General features: G+C 56.7%; 17 protein-coding genes and 3 tRNA genes. 17 read left to right on the top strand and 3 right to left on the bottom strand.

Annotated elements, in window-relative coordinates; translation table 11 throughout:
• The 3 genes from AC0IW7_RS23845 (at nt 1) to AC0IW7_RS23835 (ending at nt 2,906) form a co-directional block, all read left to right on the top strand.
• Complete coding sequence (locus AC0IW7_RS23845; protein ID WP_463560517.1) at nt 1–801, top strand: carbohydrate ABC transporter permease; 801 nt, start codon at nt 1–3, stop codon at nt 799–801.
• A 10-nt stretch (nt 802–811) separates the two neighbouring features.
• A complete protein-coding gene (locus AC0IW7_RS23840) occupies nt 812–1,084 on the top strand; it encodes a DUF2160 domain-containing protein (RefSeq protein ID WP_122495517.1) in 273 nt (90 codons plus the stop codon).
• A 79-nt stretch (nt 1,085–1,163) separates the two neighbouring features.
• Nucleotides 1,164–2,906, top strand: coding sequence for an ABC transporter substrate-binding protein (locus AC0IW7_RS23835; RefSeq protein WP_463382939.1), 1,743 nt, complete (start codon nt 1,164–1,166; stop codon nt 2,904–2,906).
• Between the two features lie 159 nt (nt 2,907–3,065).
• Here AC0IW7_RS23835 and folD read toward each other — a convergent pair whose 3' ends face one another.
• Nucleotides 3,066–3,920 (bottom strand): bifunctional methylenetetrahydrofolate dehydrogenase/methenyltetrahydrofolate cyclohydrolase FolD, encoded by an 855-nt coding sequence (gene folD / locus AC0IW7_RS23830; protein WP_122450797.1) that lies wholly within the window; start codon nt 3,918–3,920, stop codon nt 3,066–3,068.
• 187 nt (nt 3,921–4,107) lie between these two features.
• Between folD and AC0IW7_RS23825 the strand changes: the two genes are divergently transcribed.
• The 11 genes from AC0IW7_RS23825 (at nt 4,108) to AC0IW7_RS23775 (ending at nt 15,009) form a co-directional block, all read left to right on the top strand.
• Nucleotides 4,108–4,184 (top strand) — tRNA-Arg (locus AC0IW7_RS23825).
• Nucleotides 4,185–4,234: 50 nt separating this feature from the next.
• Nucleotides 4,235–4,310: transfer RNA gene (locus AC0IW7_RS23820), tRNA-His, on the top strand.
• Nucleotides 4,311–4,364: 54 nt separating this feature from the next.
• Nucleotides 4,365–4,449 (top strand) — tRNA-Leu (locus AC0IW7_RS23815).
• Between the two features lie 267 nt (nt 4,450–4,716).
• Nucleotides 4,717–6,027 carry a trigger factor gene (gene tig / locus AC0IW7_RS23810; protein ID WP_471821243.1) on the top strand — a complete coding sequence of 437 codons (1,311 nt, stop codon included), beginning with the start codon at nt 4,717–4,719 and terminating at the stop codon, nt 6,025–6,027.
• An 89-nt stretch (nt 6,028–6,116) separates the two neighbouring features.
• Nucleotides 6,117–6,761: an ATP-dependent Clp endopeptidase proteolytic subunit ClpP gene (gene clpP / locus AC0IW7_RS23805; RefSeq protein WP_463382937.1), complete on the top strand. Its 645-nt coding sequence runs from the start codon at nt 6,117–6,119 to the stop codon at nt 6,759–6,761.
• 103 nt (nt 6,762–6,864) lie between these two features.
• Nucleotides 6,865–8,145, top strand: a complete 1,281-nt coding sequence (gene clpX / locus AC0IW7_RS23800; protein ID WP_122495527.1) for an ATP-dependent Clp protease ATP-binding subunit ClpX — start codon at nt 6,865–6,867, stop codon at nt 8,143–8,145.
• Nucleotides 8,146–8,299: 154 nt separating this feature from the next.
• Nucleotides 8,300–10,696: an endopeptidase La gene (gene lon / locus AC0IW7_RS23795; protein ID WP_471821241.1), complete on the top strand. Its 2,397-nt coding sequence runs from the start codon at nt 8,300–8,302 to the stop codon at nt 10,694–10,696.
• A 137-nt stretch (nt 10,697–10,833) separates the two neighbouring features.
• A complete protein-coding gene (hupB, locus tag AC0IW7_RS23790) occupies nt 10,834–11,106 on the top strand; it encodes a nucleoid-associated protein HU-beta (protein ID WP_003239952.1) in 273 nt (90 codons plus the stop codon).
• 226 nt (nt 11,107–11,332) lie between these two features.
• Nucleotides 11,333–13,207, top strand: coding sequence for a SurA N-terminal domain-containing protein (locus AC0IW7_RS23785; RefSeq protein WP_471821239.1), 1,875 nt, complete (start codon nt 11,333–11,335; stop codon nt 13,205–13,207).
• Between the two features lie 114 nt (nt 13,208–13,321).
• Nucleotides 13,322–14,212: an NAD(P)-dependent oxidoreductase gene (locus AC0IW7_RS23780; RefSeq protein WP_471821238.1), complete on the top strand. Its 891-nt coding sequence runs from the start codon at nt 13,322–13,324 to the stop codon at nt 14,210–14,212.
• Nucleotides 14,212–15,009: a hydroxypyruvate isomerase family protein gene (locus AC0IW7_RS23775; protein WP_471821236.1), complete on the top strand. Its 798-nt coding sequence runs from the start codon at nt 14,212–14,214 to the stop codon at nt 15,007–15,009. Before AC0IW7_RS23780 ends, AC0IW7_RS23775 begins: the two co-directional genes overlap by 1 nt.
• Here the strand turns inward: AC0IW7_RS23775 and AC0IW7_RS23770 are convergent.
• Both AC0IW7_RS23770 and AC0IW7_RS23765 read right to left on the bottom strand, forming a co-directional pair.
• On the bottom strand, nt 14,996–15,775 hold the full coding sequence (locus AC0IW7_RS23770; protein WP_471821234.1) for a siderophore-interacting protein: 780 nt from the start codon (nt 15,773–15,775) through the stop codon (nt 14,996–14,998). The genes AC0IW7_RS23775 and AC0IW7_RS23770 overlap by 14 nt on opposite strands.
• Entirely contained in the window at nt 15,772–16,344 is a 573-nt protein-coding gene (locus tag AC0IW7_RS23765; protein WP_463382931.1) for a PadR family transcriptional regulator, read from the bottom strand. Before AC0IW7_RS23765 ends, AC0IW7_RS23770 begins: the two co-directional genes overlap by 4 nt.
• Before the next feature lie 263 nt (nt 16,345–16,607).
• On the opposite strand from AC0IW7_RS23765, the gene AC0IW7_RS23760 reads away from it, so the two are divergent.
• From AC0IW7_RS23760 to AC0IW7_RS23750, 3 genes are all read left to right on the top strand, one after another.
• Nucleotides 16,608–17,933, top strand: coding sequence for a spinster family MFS transporter (locus tag AC0IW7_RS23760; RefSeq protein ID WP_471821232.1), 1,326 nt, complete (start codon nt 16,608–16,610; stop codon nt 17,931–17,933).
• A gap of 275 nt (nt 17,934–18,208) precedes the next feature.
• Nucleotides 18,209–18,529: a hypothetical protein gene (locus AC0IW7_RS23755; protein ID WP_471821230.1), complete on the top strand. Its 321-nt coding sequence runs from the start codon at nt 18,209–18,211 to the stop codon at nt 18,527–18,529.
• Nucleotides 18,530–18,598: 69 nt separating this feature from the next.
• The coding region (locus AC0IW7_RS23750) for an ESPR-type extended signal peptide-containing protein (RefSeq protein ID WP_471821271.1) at nt 18,599–18,675 on the top strand (77 nt) is incomplete at its 3' end.

Here is an 18,675-nt window from a genome sequence, read left to right as displayed (position 1 = left end):
ATGACAACACGAAAAAAAGTGGTGCTGGTGCTCTATGTGCTGTTTCTGCTGGTGCCGATTTACTGGTTGCTGAACATGTCGTTCAAAACCAATAACGAGATTCTCGGCGGCCTCAGCCTGTGGCCCAGCCATTTCACCCTGGCCAACTACAAGGTGATTTTTACCGACCCGAGTTGGTACACCGGCTACCTCAATTCGCTGTATTACGTGAGCCTGAACACGGTGATTTCCCTGACCGTGGCGTTGCCGGCGGCCTACGCGTTTTCTCGCTACCGGTTCCTGGGCGACAAGCACCTGTTCTTCTGGCTGTTGACCAACCGCATGGCGCCACCGGCGGTGTTCCTGTTGCCGTTCTTTCAGCTGTATTCCTCGATTGGCCTGTTCGATACCCACATTGCCGTGGCGTTGGCGCATTGCTTGTTCAACGTGCCGTTGGCGGTGTGGATTCTTGAAGGGTTTATGTCGGGCGTGCCGAAAGAGATCGACGAAACCGCGTATATCGACGGCTACAGCTTCCCGAAATTCTTCGCCAAGATTTTTATCCCGCTGATTGGCTCGGGCATCGGCGTAACCGCGTTTTTCTGCTTTATGTTCTCGTGGGTCGAGCTGCTGCTGGCGCGCACGTTGACCTCGGTAAATGCCAAACCGATTGCTGCGGTAATGACCCGCACGGTGTCGGCATCGGGCATCGACTGGGGCGTGCTCGCGGCCGCCGGGGTACTGACTATTTTGCCGGGCATGCTGGTGATCTGGTTCGTGCGAAACCATGTAGCCAAGGGCTTTGCCCTGGGCCGGGTGTGAGGAACTGACGATGGAATGGATGGCTTGGACGACCCCCACCGCAGCGTTCTTCGCGGCAATCGCGTTGTTGCTGGTGGGCATGACGGTGTGGGAACTGCGCTCGCCTTGCGTTGAGCGGCGCGGGTTTTTACCGATTGCTACCACCCGTGGTGATCGGCTGTTTATTGGTCTTCTCGGAAGCGCCTACCTGCATTTGCTGGTGATCGGCGCGACTGAATGGAGCATCTGGGTGGCGTCCGCGCTGTCCCTGGTGTGGCTGTTGGTTGTGATGCGTTGGGGTTAACCGGCAGGCGGGCCGCAGCTGTCGTTGTCGTCTGCCCCGCGAGGTTGGAGCTCTACCTAATAATTACCAGGAGGTGTCTATGTTGAACAAAAACAACAAACTGCGACATAGCGTGACGTTGGCGGCGATTTTCGCCCTGAGTGGCTTGAGTGCAACAGCCTGGGCGGACGCTTACGAAGACGCGGCAAAGAAATGGATTGGCAGCGAGTTCAAACCGTCCACGCTCACGCCTGAGCAGCAGCTCGAAGAGCTCAAGTGGTTCATCAAGGCGGCCGAGCCGTTCCGCGGCATGAAGATCAACGTGGTGTCGGAAACTCTGACCACCCACGAATATGAATCCAAGGTGCTGGCTAAAGCGTTCAGCGAAATCACCGGCATCACCCTGACCCACGACCTGCTGCAAGAAGGCGACGTGGTGGAAAAACTGCAAACGCAAATGCAGTCGGACAAGAACATCTACGACGGCTGGGTGAACGACTCTGACCTGATCGGCACCCATTTTCGCTACGGCAAAACTGAATCCATCACCGACCTGATGGCCAACGAAGGCAAAGAGTTCACCTCGCCGACCTTGGACCTGAAAGATTTCATCGGTATCTCGTTCACCACCGCGCCGGACGGCAAGATTTATCAATTGCCCGACCAGCAATTCGCCAACCTGTACTGGTTCCGTGCCGACTGGTTTGAACGCGCCGATTTGAAGGCCAAGTTCAAAGAGAAGTACGGCTATGAGCTGGGCGTGCCGGTGAACTGGTCCGCCTATGAAGACATCGCCAAATTCTTCAGCGAAGACGTCAAGGAAATCGACGGCAAACGCGTTTACGGGCACATGGACTACGGCAAAAAAGACCCGTCCCTGGGCTGGCGCTTCACCGATGCCTGGTTCTCCATGGCCGGCGGCGGCGACAAAGGCTTGCCTAACGGCTTGCCAGTGGACGAGTGGGGCATTCGCGTAGAGGACTGCCATCCGGTGGGCTCCAGCGTGACCCGCGGTGGCGACACCAACGGCCCGGCCGCTGTGTTCGCCACGCAGAAATACGTGGACTGGATGCGCGCCTACGCGCCGCCAGAAGCCCAGGGCATGACGTTCTCCGAGTCTGGCCCGGTGCCAGCGCAGGGCAACATTGCTCAGCAAATCTTCTGGTACACCGCGTTCACCGCCGACATGACCAAACCGGGCCTGCCAGTGGTGAACGCCGATGGCACGCCGAAATGGCGTATGGCGCCGTCGCCGCGTGGCCCGTACTGGGAAGAGGGCATGAAGCTCGGCTATCAGGACGTAGGTTCGTGGACGTTCCTGAAATCGACCCCGGAAAAGCAGCGTCTCGCCGCATGGCTGTACGCGCAGTTCGTGACCTCGAAAACCGTTTCGCTGAAAAAGACCATTCTGGGTCTGACGCCGATTCGTGAGTCGGACATCAACTCGCAAGCCATGACCGACATGGCGCCGAAACTGGGCGGTTTGGTTGAGTTCTATCGCAGCCCGGCCCGCGTGCAATGGACGCCGACGGGCACCAACGTGCCGGACTATCCGCGCCTGGCGCAGTTGTGGTGGAGTCATATTTCGGAAGCGGCCAGCGGCGAGAAAACCCCGCAGGAAGCGCTCGACGGTTTGGCTAAAGACCAGGACGCGATCATGACGCGTCTTGAACGCTCGAAAGTGCAGCCAATCTGCGGTCCGAAAATGAACCCGGAAAAGGATGCGCAGTACTGGTTCGACCAGCCGGGCGCACCGAAGCCGAAACTGGCTAACGAGAAGCCCAAAGGCGAGACCGTTAACTACAACGATCTGTTGAAGCAGTGGGAGGCGGCGCGTAAGTAAGCGGCGTTTTTCGTAGGGCATAAAAAACGGCACCTTGAAGGTGCCGTTTTTTTATTGCGATCCCAAAACCTGTGGGAGCGGTTTTAGCCGCGATGCTTTTGGCTTTGCCGGTTGCAGGAATCGCGGCTGAAGCCGCTCCCACAGTGGTTCGATTGGATATCAGTCGTGCAGATGCTCAGCGGCGTACAGGGTGTTCTCCAGCAAGCATGCGCGGGTCATGGGGCCGACGCCGCCAGGCACTGGCGTGATCCAGCCGGCGCGGGGCAAGGCGGTGTCGTACACCACGTCGCCCACCAGCTTGCCGTCTTCCTGGCGGTTGATGCCCACGTCGATGACCACGGCGCCAGGCTTGATCCACTCGCCTTTCACCAGGCCCGGCTTGCCCGCCGCAACCACCACCAGATCAGCGCGGCCGACGTGGCCAGCGAGGTCTTTGGTGAAGCGATGGGTGACGGTCACGGTGCAGCCAGCCAGCAACAGCTCCATCGCCATCGGACGGCCGACGATATTGGAAGCGCCGACAATCACCGCGTCCATGCCATAAAGGTCGACGCCGGTGCTGGCCAGCAACGTCATGATGCCTTTGGGCGTGCATGGACGAAGCAGCGGAATACGCTGGGCCAGGCGGCCAATATTGAACGGGTGGAAACCGTCGACATCTTTGTCGGGGCGGATGCGCTCAAGCAGTTGCGAGGCATCGAGGTGCTCGGGGAGCGGCAGTTGCAGGAGGATGCCATCAATGGTGGCGTCGTCGTTGAGACGGTCGATCAGCTCGCGCAATTCATCCTGAGTGGTGCTGGCCGGTAGGTCATAGGCATGGGAGAGAAAGCCGACTTCTTCACAGTCTTTACGCTTATGGGAAACGTACACCTGAGAAGCGGGATCGCTGCCGACCAGAATTACAGCCAGGCCCGGGGTACGAAGCCCTTGCTCGCTGCGTTCGGCGACACGTTGGGCGATCTGCTTGCGCAGGCTAGCGGCGATCGCCTTGCCGTCGATAAGTTGTGCGGTCATGACGCTTGGTTAACCATCGGAAATGATTGAAAAAGGACGCGCATTCTCGCATGACCGGCCGAGCGGGCAAAGGCGGGCGGTCAGCATTTTCCCGTAACTCCTTTATCTCACTGAATTTTTTACGTTTTAGTGTTGACGGCTGGTGAGCTCGTCTATAACATTCGCCCCGCTTGTCGAGCACAGCCAAGTGCCCGTAGCTCAGCTGGATAGAGCATCCGCCTTCTAAGCGGATGGTCGCAGGTTCGAGTCCTGCCGGGCACGCCACAAGGCTGTTTGGCAATACAAGCAAAGCAACACAGCAACAACGCAATATGGTGGGCGTAGCTCAGTTGGTAGAGCACAGGATTGTGACTCCTGTTGTCGTGGGTTCGATCCCCATCGTCCACCCCATATTCGAAAAGACGCCAGACCTTAAACAGTCTGGCGTCTTTGCTTCAAAGCTTCGCGGACGTGGTGGAATTGGTAGACACACTGGATTTAGGTTCCAGCGCCGCAAGGCGTGAGAGTTCGAGTCTCTCCGTCCGCACCATCTAAGCTGATCTCAGCGAACAAATAGGCAGCTCCGTTAACGGGCTGCCTTTTTTGTTTCCCGGCCACCGGTTTTTTCCGGGCGTTATTTTCTTTCCTTTATATAAGCGCCGGCGACATCTATTGCTCCGCTTATGTAGGAATCCCCTTATGAATGCACGACTGACGCAGTGTGTGGTGACTTCTTGAGTTTTCGCCACTAGAATGCATGCCCTTGATTTCTGGGGCCGGAAACGGCCGGCTAACGTCTGTGCAACGAGGAATATTCATGCAAGTTTCTGTTGAAAATACTTCCGCTCTTGAGCGTCGTATGACCATTGGCGTTCCTGCTGAGCGCATCGAGACCGAAGTAAACAAGCGCCTGCAGCAGACTGCACGCCGTGCCAAAGTGCCGGGTTTCCGCCCGGGCAAAGTGCCGATGAGCGTTATCCGTCAGCGTTACGAAGACGCTGCTCGTCAGGAAGCTCTTAGCGACCTGATCCAGGCCACCTTCTACGAAGCTGTGGTCGAGCAGAAGTTGAACCCGGCCGGCGCACCAGCCGTTCAGCCGAAAACCTTCGAGAAAGGCAAAGACCTCGAATACGTCGCCACCTTCGAAGTGTTCCCTGAGTTCCAGGTTGCTGGCTTTGACGGCATTGCCATCGAGCGCCTGCAGGCCGAAGTTGCTGATGCCGACCTCGACAACATGCTGGAAATCCTGCGTAAGCAAAACACCCGTTTCGAAACTGCTGACCGTGCGGCTCAGAAAGACGACCAGGTCAATATCGATTTCGTCGGCAAAGTAGACGGCGAAGCTTTCGCTGGCGGCTCGGCCAAAGGCACTCAACTGGTTATCGGCTCTGGCCGCATGATTCCAGGTTTCGAAGATGGCCTGGTTGGCGCAAAAGCGGGCGAAGAGCGCGTGCTGAAGCTGACTTTCCCTGCTGACTACCAAAACCTGGAGCTGGCCGGTAAAGAAGCCGAGTTCGCCGTCACCGTGAACAGCGTTGCCGAGCCAAAACTGCCAGAGCTGAACGACGATTTCTTCGCCCTGTTCGGTATCAAAGAAGGCGGTCTCGAAGGCTTCCGTGCCGAAGTTCGCAAGAACATGGAGCGCGAGCTGCGTCAGGCCATCAAATCGAAAGTTAAAAACCAAGTGATGGAAGGCCTGCTGTCTGCCAATCCTATCGAGGTGCCGAAAGCACTCTTGATCAACGAAGTTGACCGTCTGCGCGTACAAGCGGTGCAGCAGTTTGGCGGCAACATTAAGCCTGACCAATTGCCCGCCGAGCTGTTCGAAGAACAAGCCAAGCGTCGCGTTGTGCTGGGTCTGATCGTGGCCGAGGTGGTCAAGCAGTTCGAGCTCAAGCCTGACGAAGCACGCGTTCGCGAGATGATTCAGGAAATGGCGTCGGCCTACCAAGAGCCTGAGCAAGTGGTGTCCTGGTACTACAAAAACGACCAGCAACTGAACGAAGTGCGTTCGGTTGTACTGGAAGAACAAGTTGTAGATACTGTTCTGCAGAAGGCCAATGTGACCGATAAGCAGGTCTCTTACGAAGAAGCGGTCAAGCCGGCGGAAGCTCCACAAGCAGCCTGACCCTAACGTCGTACGAGCAACCATAAGCCAGCCTTCGTGCTGGCTTATGTGTATTTGAGACATGACAAAAGCTAGGGAGCGTCGGATACATGTCCAGTAATCCTTTTATGCCGCAAATGCATGACATCCAGGCCGCTGGTGGCTTGGTGCCAATGGTCATCGAGCAGTCCGCCCGCGGCGAACGCGCTTATGACATCTACTCGCGCTTGCTCAAAGAGCGCGTGATTTTCCTCATCGGTCCAGTCGAAGACTACATGGCCAACCTGGTCGCAGCTCAACTGCTGTTTCTGGAAGCGGAAAATCCGGACAAAGACATTCACCTCTACATCAATTCTCCAGGCGGTTCGGTGACTGCGGGTATGTCGATCTACGACACCATGCAGTTCATCAAACCTGACGTGTCTACCATCTGCATCGGCCAAGCCTGCAGTATGGGTGCGCTTCTGTTGGCTGGCGGTGCCGCTGGTAAGCGTTACTGCCTGCCGCATTCGCGCATGATGATTCACCAGCCGTTGGGTGGCTTCCAGGGCCAGGCTTCGGACATTGAAATTCACACCCGTGAAATTCTCACGATCCGTGATCGCCTGAACCAAATTCTGGCGCACCACACCGGTCAGCCGATCGAGGTGATTGCCCGCGACACCGACCGTGACAACTTCATGAGCGGCGAAGTCGCCGTGAATTACGGTCTGATCGACAAGGTTCTGAGCAAGCGGGAAATGGCTGCTCAGTAAGCCTTTTGGCAGCGGTCAGTAATACATGGCCGCCATGCGGGCTTGAAAATGCCCGCATTTGCCCTCATCTTGTGTTTCAAGCCTATCGGATTGGATTGAACGAATGACTGACACCCGCAACGGCGAGGACAACGGCAAACTGCTTTATTGCTCCTTCTGCGGCAAAAGCCAGCACGAAGTACGCAAATTGATTGCCGGCCCTTCGGTCTTTATCTGCGACGAGTGCGTTGACCTGTGCAATGACATCATCCGCGAGGAGGTGCAAGAAGCTCAGGCCGAGAGCAGCGCTCACAAACTTCCCGCGCCCAAGGAAATCAGCACCATCCTTGATCAGTATGTGATCGGGCAGGAACGCGCGAAAAAGGTGTTGGCGGTGGCGGTATATAACCACTACAAACGCCTCAACCAGCGCGACAAGAAAGATGATGTCGAACTGGGCAAAAGTAACATTCTGCTGATTGGTCCGACCGGCTCGGGTAAAACCCTGCTCGCCGAGACGCTGGCTCGCTTGCTGAACGTGCCGTTCACCATCGCTGATGCCACCACTTTGACCGAAGCCGGCTATGTCGGTGAGGACGTGGAAAACATCATTCAGAAGCTGCTGCAAAAGTGTGATTACGATGTAGAAAAAGCCCAGATGGGCATCGTCTATATCGACGAAATCGACAAAATTTCCCGCAAATCCGATAACCCGTCGATTACTCGTGACGTTTCTGGTGAGGGCGTGCAGCAAGCCTTGCTGAAACTGATAGAAGGCACGGTCGCCTCGGTTCCGCCGCAAGGTGGTCGCAAGCATCCGCAGCAGGAGTTTCTGCAGGTGGATACGCGCAACATTTTGTTCATTTGTGGCGGCGCGTTTTCGGGTCTTGAGAAAGTTATTCAAGGCCGTTCGGCCAAAGGCGGCATCGGCTTCAACGCTGAGGTGCGCAGCATTGATTTGGGCAAAAAAGTCGGAGAATCCTTGCGTCAGGTTGAGCCCGATGACTTGGTCAAGTTTGGCTTGATTCCTGAGTTTGTAGGTCGTTTGCCTGTTATCGCGACGTTGGACGAATTGGATGAGGCTGCGTTGATGCAGATTCTCACCGAGCCGAAAAATGCGCTCACCAAACAATACGCCAAGCTGTTCGAGATGGAAGGCGTGGACCTGGAATTCCGCCCGGATGCCCTGAAGTCTGTTGCTCACCGGGCCTTGGAGCGCAAAACCGGCGCCCGTGGTCTGCGATCCATTCTTGAAGGCGTACTGCTCGACACCATGTATGAAATCCCGTCGCAAACCGACGTGAGCAAAGTGGTAATCGACGAGAGCGTAATCGCTGGCACCTCCAAGCCGCTGTTGATCTACGAAAACAGCGAGCCGCCGGCAAAAGCAGCGCCAGACGCATAAAGCACGGTTGTCACATGGTTAAAGCAAAGGGGCCTGCGGGCCCCTTTGCTTTTGCTGAACCAGCGCTTGTTTTTTGTTTGGGCTGCCCCCATCTTAGGTCCAAGGGTATTTCCCACCTGTTTACGGCCGAATGGCCGCCGTAGAGCTGAAAATCATGAAGACAACAGTCGAATTGCCTCTCTTGCCACTGCGTGATGTCGTGGTCTACCCACACATGGTGATCCCGCTGTTTGTGGGGCGCGAAAAATCGATCGAAGCCCTTGAGGCTGCGATGAGCGGCGACAAGCAGATCTTGCTAGTCGCGCAAAAGAACCCTGCAGATGATGATCCTGCTGAAGACGCGCTTTACCGCGTCGGTACCGTAGCCACCGTGCTGCAATTGCTGAAACTGCCCGACGGCACAGTAAAGGTATTGGTGGAAGGCGAGCAGCGCGGCACTATTGAACGCTTCATCGAAGTTGACGGCCACTGCCGTGCGCAGGTGGAATTGATTGAAGAAGTCGATGCTGCCGAGCGCGAGTCTGAGGTTTTTACGCGCAGTCTTTTAAGCCAGTTCGAGCAATATGTTCAGCTGGGCAAGAAGGTGCCGGCCGAGGTGTTGTCCTCGCTTAATAGCATCGACGAGCCCAGCCGCCTGGTTGATACCATGGCGGCGCACATGGCGCTGAAGATCGAACAGAAGCAAGAGATCCTTGAGATTACCGAACTCTCCCAGCGCGTTGAGCATGTATTGGCTCTGCTGGATGCGGAGATCGATCTGCTGCAAGTTGAAAAACGCATCCGCGGCCGCGTTAAAAAGCAGATGGAGCGAAGCCAGCGCGAGTACTACCTGAATGAGCAGATGAAGGCTATTCAGAAAGAGCTGGGCGATGGCGACGAAGGTCATAACGAACTCGATGAACTTAAAAAGCGTGTCGAGAATGCCGGCCTTACGAAAGAAGCACACACCAAGGCACAGGCTGAGCTGAATAAGCTGAAGCAGATGTCGCCGATGTCCGCAGAAGCGACCGTGGTTCGCTCGTACATCGATTGGCTGGTCAACGTTCCATGGAAAGCGGAGAGCAAAGTTCGGCTTGATCTCGCCAAGGCAGAGGACATCCTGGACGCTGACCACTACGGCCTCGAAGAAGTTAAAGAGCGGATTCTCGAATACCTCGCCGTGCAAAAACGCGTGAAGAAAGTCAAAGGTCCGGTGCTCTGTCTGGTTGGTCCGCCTGGCGTCGGGAAAACCTCGCTGGCTGAGTCGATTGCCCATGCCACCAACCGCAAGTTCGTGCGCATGGCGCTCGGCGGCGTGCGGGACGAAGCTGAAATTCGTGGTCACCGTCGTACATACATCGGCTCGATGCCAGGTCGCCTAATTCAGAAGATGACGAAGGTTGGCGTGCGCAACCCGCTCTTCTTGCTCGACGAAATCGACAAGATGGGCCAGGACATGCGTGGTGATCCGGCCTCGGCGCTGCTCGAGGTGCTTGATCCTGAGCAAAACCACAACTTTAACGACCATTATCTAGAGGTTGATTACGACCTTTCAGACGTAATGTTCCTCTGCACCGCAAACTCTATGAACATTCCAGCGCCTCTGCTGGACCGTATGGAAGTGATCCGTCTACCAGGCTATACGGAAGACGAAAAGGTCAATATCGCGGTGAAGTACCTCGCACCGAAACAGCTTCAAGCCAACGGTTTGAAGAAGGGTGAGCTTGAATTCGAGGAGGCTGCGATCCGCGACATGATCCGCTACTACACACGCGAAGCGGGTGTCCGTAGTCTCGAGCGTCAGATCGCTAAGGTTTGCCGGAAGGCCGTCAAAGAGCATTTCCGTGAGAAGCGTATGAAAGTCGTCGTGGCTGCTGACTCGCTCGAGCACTTCCTCGGCGTCAGTAAATACCGCTACGGACTGGCCGAGCAGCAGGATCAAATCGGGCAAGTCACCGGGCTTGCGTGGACCCAGGTTGGCGGCGAGTTGCTGACGATCGAAGCGGCTGTTGTGCCTGGCAAAGGCCAGTTGATAAAGACCGGCTCTTTGGGCGATGTAATGGTGGAATCCATTACCGCAGCACTCACCGTGGTGCGCAGTCGAGCCAAGAGTCTGGGGGTCGCGCTCGACTTCCATGAGAAGCGCGACATTCACATTCACATGCCGGAAGGGGCGACCCCTAAAGATGGCCCCAGCGCCGGCGTAGGCATGTGTACGGCCCTGGTTTCAGCGCTTACGCAAATACCGGTTCGGGCAGATGTGGCCATGACTGGCGAGATCACTTTGCGCGGTCAAGTTCTCGCAATCGGCGGCTTGAAAGAAAAACTTCTTGCGGCTCATCGCGGCGGAATCAAGATTGTGATTATTCCCGAAGAGAACGTTCGTGATCTGAAAGAGATTCCAGAGAATATTAAGGCTGACCTGCAGATTAAACCGGTTAAATGGATTGACGAGGTCCTGCAAATTGCGCTGCAATACGCGCCGGAGCCCTTGCCCGATGCGGCTCCGGAGATGGTTGCAAAGGATGACAAACGCGAGACTGATTCCAAGGAGCGAATTAGCACGCATTAGCCGGGGGGCTTCCTTGACACATTTTTAGAGCCCTTGTTATAAAGCGGCTCTTCTTGTGCCAAATGGCCTTCCAGCACCGTTTTTGCTTTCACCCAAAAATTAAGAAATAAACTCAAACAGGAATAAGGGGACTTAGAGTGAACAAGTCGGAACTGATTGATGCTATCGCTGCATCTGCTGATATCCCGAAAGCTGTAGCTGGCCGTGCGCTAGACGCAGTAATCGAATCCGTAACTGGCGCTCTCAAGGCTGGTGATTCGGTTGTACTGGTAGGCTTCGGTACTTTCGCTGTTAAAGAGCGCGCTGCTCGTACTGGCCGTAACCCACAGACTGGTAAGCCGATCAGCATCGCTGCTGCTAAGATCCCAGGCTTCAAAGCTGGTAAAGCTCTGAAAGACGCCGTTAACTAAGCGTCTTTCTGGTTTTGCCCACCTCGGCCAGCGTAATGCTGGCCGAGTCGCGAGGCGGTAGAGCAGAGCTGGTTAGATTACCGGTTCCGCGCAACGAGGTTCGAAACGAGCCTCGGTCGCCCCGCCAGCTACGAGAAGGCGCATCCTCGGATGCGCCTTTCTTCTATCCGGATTCTACCCACGCTCCACGGCCGCTTATTTCAGTACGGTCGTTTCTGGGGGACGCATGCTGCAGAACATCAGGGACAATTCACAAGGCTGGATTGCCAAGACCATCATCGGTGTCATCGTTGCCTTAATGGCATTCACGGGCATCGAGGCTATTTTCACTTCGCAGAGCACCGCGCAACAGGCTGCCAAGGTCAATGGTGAAGAAGTAAGCCAAAACGAGCTGAGCCAGGCGATGGAAGCCCAGCGCCGCCAGTTGATGCAACGCCTCGGTAAAGATTTCGACGCTTCGCTGCTCGACGACAAACTGCTGCGTGAAGCGGCTTTGAAAAGCTTGATCGAGCGCAAGCTGCTGCTGCAAAGCAGCAAAGACGCCCATTTCGCATTTTCCCAACCCGCTCTGGATCAGTTGATTCTGAACACGCCAGAGTTCCAGGTAGACGGCAAATTCAACTCCGACCGTTTCGACCAGGTTATTCGGCAGATGGGGCACACCCGTCTCCAGTTCCGTCAAATGCTTGAGCAAGAAATGCTCATCGGCCAGTTGCGTGCAGGCGTGTCCGGTAGCGGCTTTGTGACTGACGAAGAAGTGCAAAACTTCGCCCGTCTGGAAAAACAGACCCGTGACTTCGCGACGTTGACGCTCAAGGCAGATCCCAAAGCGGTGAAGCTTTCTGACGATGAAATCAAAGCCTATTACCACGAAAACGCCAGTCAGTTCATGAGTCCGGAACAGGTCGTTCTTGATTATATCGAGCTGAAGAAAGAAGCGTTCTTCAGCAAGGTGGAGGTCAGCAATGAGGACCTCCAAGCCGCGTACGAGAAAGAAATTGCCAACCTCGCTGAGCAACGCGAGGCCGCGCACATTCTTATCGAAGTGACCGACAAGCAAACCGACGAGCAGGCTAAAGCGAAGATTGATGAGATCAAGCAGCGTCTGGACAAAGGCGAAGATTTCGCCAAGTTGGCCAAAGAGCTGTCCGAAGATCCTGGTTCCAAGGCTAGCGGTGGCGACCTCGGCTATGCCGGTAAAGGTGTCTACGATCCCGCCTTCGAAGAAGCACTCTATGCGTTGGATAAAGGCGCTGTTTCGGCCCCGGTACGCAGCAGTTTCGGCTGGCACATCATCAAGTTGCTGGGCGTGCAGGCACCGGAAATACCGACCCTGGCCAGCTTGAAAGATAAACTGACCCGCGAGCTGAAAACCGCGCAGGTTGAGCAGAAATTCGTTGAGGCCAGCAAGGCGCTCGAAGACTCCGCATTCGAAGCGTCGGACCTCAGCCAACCCGCGCAAGAACAGGGCCTGCAGGTGCAAACCAGCGCGCCGTTCGGTCGCGAAGGGGGAGAGGGTCTGACCGCGAACCGTCAGGTGTTGCAGGCTGCGTTCAGCCCGGAAGTGTTGGAAGAAGGCTCGAACAGCGGAGCCATTGAGCTAGATCCCGACACCGTGGTGATTGTGCGCGTCAAAGAGCACAAAAAGCCCGAGCAGCAGCCGCTTGAAAAAGTCACCGCTGCGATTCGCGAGCACTTGATTCAATTGCGCGCCGCTGAGGCGGTGGAAACCAAAGGCAAGGCGATGGTGGCTGATCTGCGCGAGGGCAAAACCCCAGTCGCTCAGGCCAAAGGTCAGCAAGACTGGAAGGTCGTGGAAGCTGCAACCCGTAGCCAGGAAGGTATCGAACCTTCCGTGTTGCAGGCGCTGTTTCGCATGAGCAAACCGGAATCGGCCGACAAACCCACCTTCACCGGCGTCACCCTGGCTAACGGCGACTATGTCGTCGTGCAGCTCAAAGGTGTCAGCGAGCCGAAGGAAAGCTTGAGCGAAGAAGACAAGGCGATGTACCGCCGCTTCCTCGCGTCGCGCAGTGGCCAGCAAGACTTCGCTGCGTTCCGCGCCGAACTGGAAGCCAAGGCGAAAATCGAGCGTTTCTAAGCATTCGATTCAGCCAATAAAAAGCCCCGCGTTATGCGGGGCTTTTTATTGGGGTGCCGGCGGCAGAGGGCGAGCGTTAAGATTGCCGTTTTCTGCCGCCTTTGGAGTCTTGCGATGCACGCGTCCCTTCCTTCTATTGCCTTTGCTGGCATCGGCCTGATGGGGCTGCCGATGTGTCAGCGGTTGTTGTCCGCCGGCTACACCCTGACCGTCTGGAACCGTTCACCGGAGAAATGCGCGCCGCTGGTAGCCGCCGGCGCCCGCCAAGTCAGCACCCCTGCCGAGCTGTGCGCGCACGCCGATGTGGTGATGTTGTGCCTCGCCGATACGCGCGTCGTGCGCAAGGTCGTGTTCGGCGAAAACGGCGTTATGGACGGCGCGAAAGCAGGGCAGTTACTTGTCGATTTCTCCAGCCTGGAACCTGCCGCCACCCGGGAAATGGCCGCTGAGCTGGAAAGCCGTACTGGCATGCATTGGCTGGACACACCGGTATCGGGAGGCGTTGCGGGTGCCGAGGCTGGCACGTTGACCATTATGGCCGGTGGGCGCGAAGTGGACATTGAGCGCGTTCGCCCTGTCCTGATGAACCTGGGGCAGCGTCTCACCCGTATGGGCTCCGTAGGGGCGGGCCAAGTCACCAAGGTATGCAATCAAATGATCGTTTCCTGCAATGCGCTGGTGATTGCTGAAGTCGTCGCGCTAGCGGAAAAATCCGGCGTCGATGCGGGTGTGCTGGCTTCAGCTTTGGCCGGTGGCTTCGCTGATTCCAAGCCGCTGCAAATTCTCGCGCCGCAAATGGCCGCGAGCCAATTCGAGCCCATCAAGTGGCATGTGCGCACCTTACTGAAAGACTTGGATACTGCCGTGAAACTTGCTCGTGAGCATGACTCAAGTACCCCGATCAGCGCATTGGCTGCGCAACTGATGCGCTTGCATGGCAGCAACGTCGGCAATCTTGAGCGCGACCCGGCAACGCTTATCGAACTGTACCGGGAGACGCATTGATGAAGGTCGCGGCCAATATCTCCCTGCTGTTCACCGAGCTACCGCTGCTCAAGCGTATCGCCGCTGCCGCTGCGGCGGGGTTTTCGGGCGTCGAAGTGCAATATCCCTATGAAGTCCCGGCTATTCAGTTCAAGGAAGCCTTGGCAGCTGCCGGGCTGCCGTTGCTACTACTCAACATCGCTGCGCCCGACCTTGCCTCTGGCGGCCCAGGCCTGGCCGCCGTGCCCGAGCGTCGCGAGGCGTTTGCCCAGGCTTTGCAGGAGGCGCTTACCTACGCTGCCATGGTGCGCCCGCAATGTGTCAACGTGTTGCCAGGGCGCCTGGCTCAAGGCGTGAGCCGCGACCAAGCGCTTGCGACGCTCGTCGATAATGTGCGGATGGCAGCGGAAGCCTTCCGGCCTTTGGGAATTAAAGTGCTCAGCGAGGCGATCAATCCCCTGGATATGCCAGGCTTCTTAATCAATACGCCGGAGCAATTGCGAGCGCTAGTCAACGCCGTGAATCACGAGAATTTCGCCGCCCAACTCGACCTTTACCACATGGCGCGCCAGGGCCTGGATTTGTCTCAGGCAATTGCCGATTTGGCAGGAGTGATTGGCCACATACAGTTCGCAGACTGTCCTGGCCGCAATCAGCCAGGCACCGGCAGCATTGATTTCGCCTCGGCCTTGGGGGCGTTGCGCCAGGTCGGATACACGGGCTGGCTGAGTGCCGAATACCGCCCCAGCGAGGGCAGCGATGCTTCCCTGGCCTGGCTTTCGCAATGGCGCAGCGCCGGGCTGCTTAGTCCTCAGTAGTGCTGTCGAGTTTCCAATAGCCAGCGGCCTTCAGAAAGTTCTCGTCAACACCGAAGTCATCAAGCAGTACGCGACGCACGCGACGCGATGTTGCCGACTCCGCGGCGATCCAGGTGTACAGCGAGCCACTCGGCAGCGTGATGGTTTTCACCGCGCTGAGCAGATTTTCTCCCTGGTCTCGGCGCAACCATTGCACCGCCACGTTCGCCGCGCTGCGCAAGACTTGCTGCTCGGCGGCGTCGGCCACTTCGATCAATGCCAGCACCTGACGCCCGGCCGGTAGTTCCTCTAGGCGCCGTGCAATAGCGGGCAGAGCGGTTTCGTCGCCGATCAGTAAGTAGCTGTCGAACATATCGGGCACGATCATCGAACCGCGTGGCCCCCCGGCATACAGGTGCTGCCCCGGTGCTGCCTGCTCTGCCCAAGTGGAAGCGGGGCCGTCGCCGTGCAGCACGAAATCGATATCCAACTCGCCCGCCGCCGCGTCGTAACGGCGCGGCGTGTAGTCGCGCATCGCCGGCTTGGGCCCCTCGGTTTCCGCTCCAGCGTGGAGTGCTTCCAGCGCCGCTTGCTGCTCCGGTGTCTGGGCGAAAAACAGTTTTATATGGTCGTCGCTTCCCAAACTGATAAAACCCGCTAGGTCCGGGCCGCCAAGGGTGATGCGGCGCATATGGGGGGTCAGCTCGGTAACGCGGATCACATCCAGGCGACGACGTTTAATTTCATGCATCACGCGGTGAATGCCCGCTGCGTTGGGTTGTGTCATTGCGCACTCTCCGGGTTGGTTGGAGCCGGCTGTGGGCCGGCAGCGATGGCGGTGGCGGCGGCATTCAGCAAATCGCGCACGCGGATGATTTCCGCCTCGCTCCATTGCCCATGGTGCAGCTGCAACGCGTGCCGCAGGTTATGCACCGCCTCGTGAATTTGTGCCGGCCGGTCATGGCCGCGCATTGAGCGTTTACTGACTTCCAAGCGCACCCTGAGCCCGTCCAGCGCCACTTGCTGCTCAGCGAGCGAGGCGCGGCCAGTGTCGGTCGCGGTGTAGAGCTTTTTGCCGTGCTGCGCATCGCCGGCAATCAGGTCGCTTTCTTCAAGAAAGGTTAGCGTTGGGTAAATAACCCCTGGGCTTGGGGCATACGCGCCTTCAAACATATCTTCAATTCGGCGGATCAGGTCGTAGCCGTGGCTGGGTTGTTCAGCGATCAGCGCCAACAACAACAGTTTCAAATCGCCTGGTGCAAACACCCGTGGTCCGCGTCCGCCGCGCCCACCGGGGCGGCGTTCGAACTCATCGGTTTCACGCATATGGAAGGGATGGTGATGGTGGTCTCTCATCGTTTTACTTTCGTCTCGGGTTTCTAAGATATAACGTAAGATATATCGTAGAGATCTGGCAAGCCGTTTCGACCAGCGGTAACTGCCGCGTTCCGCCAGAGCTCCGCGCAGAAAGCGAGAAAAAATCGCGTTACATAAGGTTTACGAATGTTCACAGACACCGCGTCGCAGAGGCTCTAGATTGGACCCTCGGGCTTTGTCCTACAGTTTTTTGCGTAGCGGCGACGTCAGCGTAGATAAGAACAACAAAAGAGAACTCCTTTATGTCCAGTGCTACTCAGGCGGCCAATGCTTGGCGTGTCTTGTTTTTGCTGTTCCTTGCGAACCTGTTCAATTTCTTCGACCGCAGCATTCCGGCGATCATCATCGAGCCCTTGCGCCATGAATGGAGCCTGAGCGACCTGCAGCTCGGCCTGATTGGCACCGCTTTTACCATCGTCTACGCGATCGCCGGCGTGCCGTTGGGGCGCATGGCCGACACTGGTTCGCGCAGCAAAATCATGGGCTGGGGACTGATGGTGTGGAGCGGTCTGACTGCGGTTAACGGCTTCGTTTCGGGATTTTGGAGCTTTCTTCTGGTGCGCATGGGCGTTGGCATCGGTGAAGCAAGTTACGCGCCTGCCGCCAACTCGCTGATCGGCGATCTCTTTCCCGCCAACAAGCGCGCCCGTGCCATGGGTATTTTCATGTTGGGCCTGCCGCTGGGCTTGTTGCTCGCCTTCTTTACCATCGGTGCGATGGTGGAAGCCTTTGGCAGTTGGCGGGCGCCATTTTTCATCGCCGCCGTTCCGGGCATGATCCTGGCCGTCTTTATGTTCTTCATCCGCGAACCACAGCGTGGCGCGGCCGAGGTGGTGCAAGTGGCGGCGGTCAAGGTCGATCGCCCGGTTCGCAAGGTGTTGAGCATCCGTACATTCTGGTGGCTGGTGGTCGCCGGGCTGTGCTTCAACTTCGCAACCTATGCCTGTAACTCGTTTATGGTGCCGATGCTGCAGCGCTACTTCCTGATGCCGCTGGGGCAGGCCGCAGTTGCTACCGGCATCATTGTCGGCATTACCGGGCTTGTTGGCTTGACGGTCGGCGGCTGGTTTGCCGACAAGGCGCACCAACGTTCCGAGCGTGGTCGTCTGTGGATGGCTGCGGCGTCGCTGGCCATTTCTACGGTCGCGACAGGCTGGGCGTTATCGCTTGGTGCCGGAAGCATTGCTTTGTTCGTGGCAATTTTTAGTCTTGGTTGGCTGTTTTCCTACAACTTCTACACCTGTGTTTACACCTCGATTCAAGACGTAATCGAACCGCGACTGCGTGCAACCGCGATGGCACTTTTCTTTGCCGGCCTGTACCTGCTCGGCGGTGGTCTTGGACCGGTGGTTGTGGGCTGGCTTTCCGACCATTTCGCGCATTCGGCAATGTACGCCGCAGGCGCTGCTGAAATGAGCGAGGGGTTCAAAGCGGTGGGCTTGCACGACGCGATGTACCTGATACCGATCGCAATGCTGCTGACCCTGTTGGCTTTGATTCAAGCTGCGCGGCATTTGCCGAAAGACGCTTTGGCCATGCGCCAGTCCATGGAAGCTAACGCTGCGTAATAGGCAACTCCTCCGCAAAAGGCCCGCATAGTGCGGGCCTTTTTTATTTGTGCGCAAATAATATGGTCATTGTGCTCAATGAATGTGGGTCGTTAGTTTTAGAAATATCACTTCGTTAGGTAAGACTGTTCTGTCGGAATAAATAAGAGCGAGGTTTTATTGTTTTCCCTTGGCTTGAGAGAGGTTTCATACATTTGCCACGGTTGCCCCTTGCACACGCACTGTTCTGTTTGGCGTAGTTTTAGTTTGATTATCCGCCGCACAGAGTTATTGCCGTGCCTATACAAAGCTGCAAGCCTTATATTCTCAATTTTAGTTGTCGCGCGTGGCTCAACACCTATGCCCTAGGCCTTGCAGTGGGCGGCTTCTCCCTCCTTTCAGTCCTCTCGGCTAACGCTGATAAAGCGGCACCTCGTCACCCTCCAGTTGTAACGCCTATCGAGCGGGAGTTCGACCGCCAAGGAAAGTTATTGCTTGAGGAAAAAATCACGCGGGAACTAAAAGAAAACCAAAAAAGAATAAAGGAGCAAAGCGAGAGTGCGGCTTCAACGACGCGTCAGAAAGTTTCGCCTAGCCATAAAGAAGACGGCGAATAAAGTTGTGGAACGTTGTTTTTATAGTCCCGATTCTGCCAGCAAAAAATTATAATTTAACGTGAGCTAATTATGAACAAACACTGCTTTCGCCTCATCTTCAGCAAGCCCTTGGGCTTTTTAATTCCCGTCGCGGAAATCACTACGGC

The organism is Pseudomonas sp. AC229 (assembly GCF_979254655.1).
Note: the sequence above shows the minus strand (reverse complement) of the source record. Positions and strands in the feature narration are given on the sequence as shown.

Excerpts from the sequence above, each read along its gene's own strand:
- clpX (WP_122495527.1), top strand. The coding sequence starts at position 6,865 with ATGACTGACACCCGCAACGGCGAGGACAACGGCAAACTGCTTTATTGC.
- lon (WP_471821241.1), top strand. The coding sequence starts at position 8,300 with ATGAAGACAACAGTCGAATTGCCTCTCTTGCCACTGCGTGATGTCGTG.
- folD (WP_122450797.1), bottom strand. The coding sequence starts at position 3,920 with ATGACCGCACAACTTATCGACGGCAAGGCGATCGCCGCTAGCCTGCGC.
- AC0IW7_RS23845 (WP_463560517.1), top strand. The coding sequence starts at position 1 with ATGACAACACGAAAAAAAGTGGTGCTGGTGCTCTATGTGCTGTTTCTG.
- AC0IW7_RS23835 (WP_463382939.1), top strand. The coding sequence starts at position 1,164 with ATGTTGAACAAAAACAACAAACTGCGACATAGCGTGACGTTGGCGGCG.
- AC0IW7_RS23780 (WP_471821238.1), top strand. The coding sequence starts at position 13,322 with ATGCACGCGTCCCTTCCTTCTATTGCCTTTGCTGGCATCGGCCTGATG.
- AC0IW7_RS23765 (WP_463382931.1), bottom strand. The coding sequence starts at position 16,344 with ATGAGAGACCACCATCACCATCCCTTCCATATGCGTGAAACCGATGAG.
- AC0IW7_RS23760 (WP_471821232.1), top strand. The coding sequence starts at position 16,608 with ATGTCCAGTGCTACTCAGGCGGCCAATGCTTGGCGTGTCTTGTTTTTG.
- AC0IW7_RS23840 (WP_122495517.1), top strand. The coding sequence starts at position 812 with ATGGAATGGATGGCTTGGACGACCCCCACCGCAGCGTTCTTCGCGGCA.
- AC0IW7_RS23785 (WP_471821239.1), top strand. The coding sequence starts at position 11,333 with ATGCTGCAGAACATCAGGGACAATTCACAAGGCTGGATTGCCAAGACC.
- tig (WP_471821243.1), top strand. The coding sequence starts at position 4,717 with ATGCAAGTTTCTGTTGAAAATACTTCCGCTCTTGAGCGTCGTATGACC.
- AC0IW7_RS23770 (WP_471821234.1), bottom strand. The coding sequence starts at position 15,775 with ATGACACAACCCAACGCAGCGGGCATTCACCGCGTGATGCATGAAATT.
- clpP (WP_463382937.1), top strand. The coding sequence starts at position 6,117 with ATGTCCAGTAATCCTTTTATGCCGCAAATGCATGACATCCAGGCCGCT.
- AC0IW7_RS23775 (WP_471821236.1), top strand. The coding sequence starts at position 14,212 with ATGAAGGTCGCGGCCAATATCTCCCTGCTGTTCACCGAGCTACCGCTG.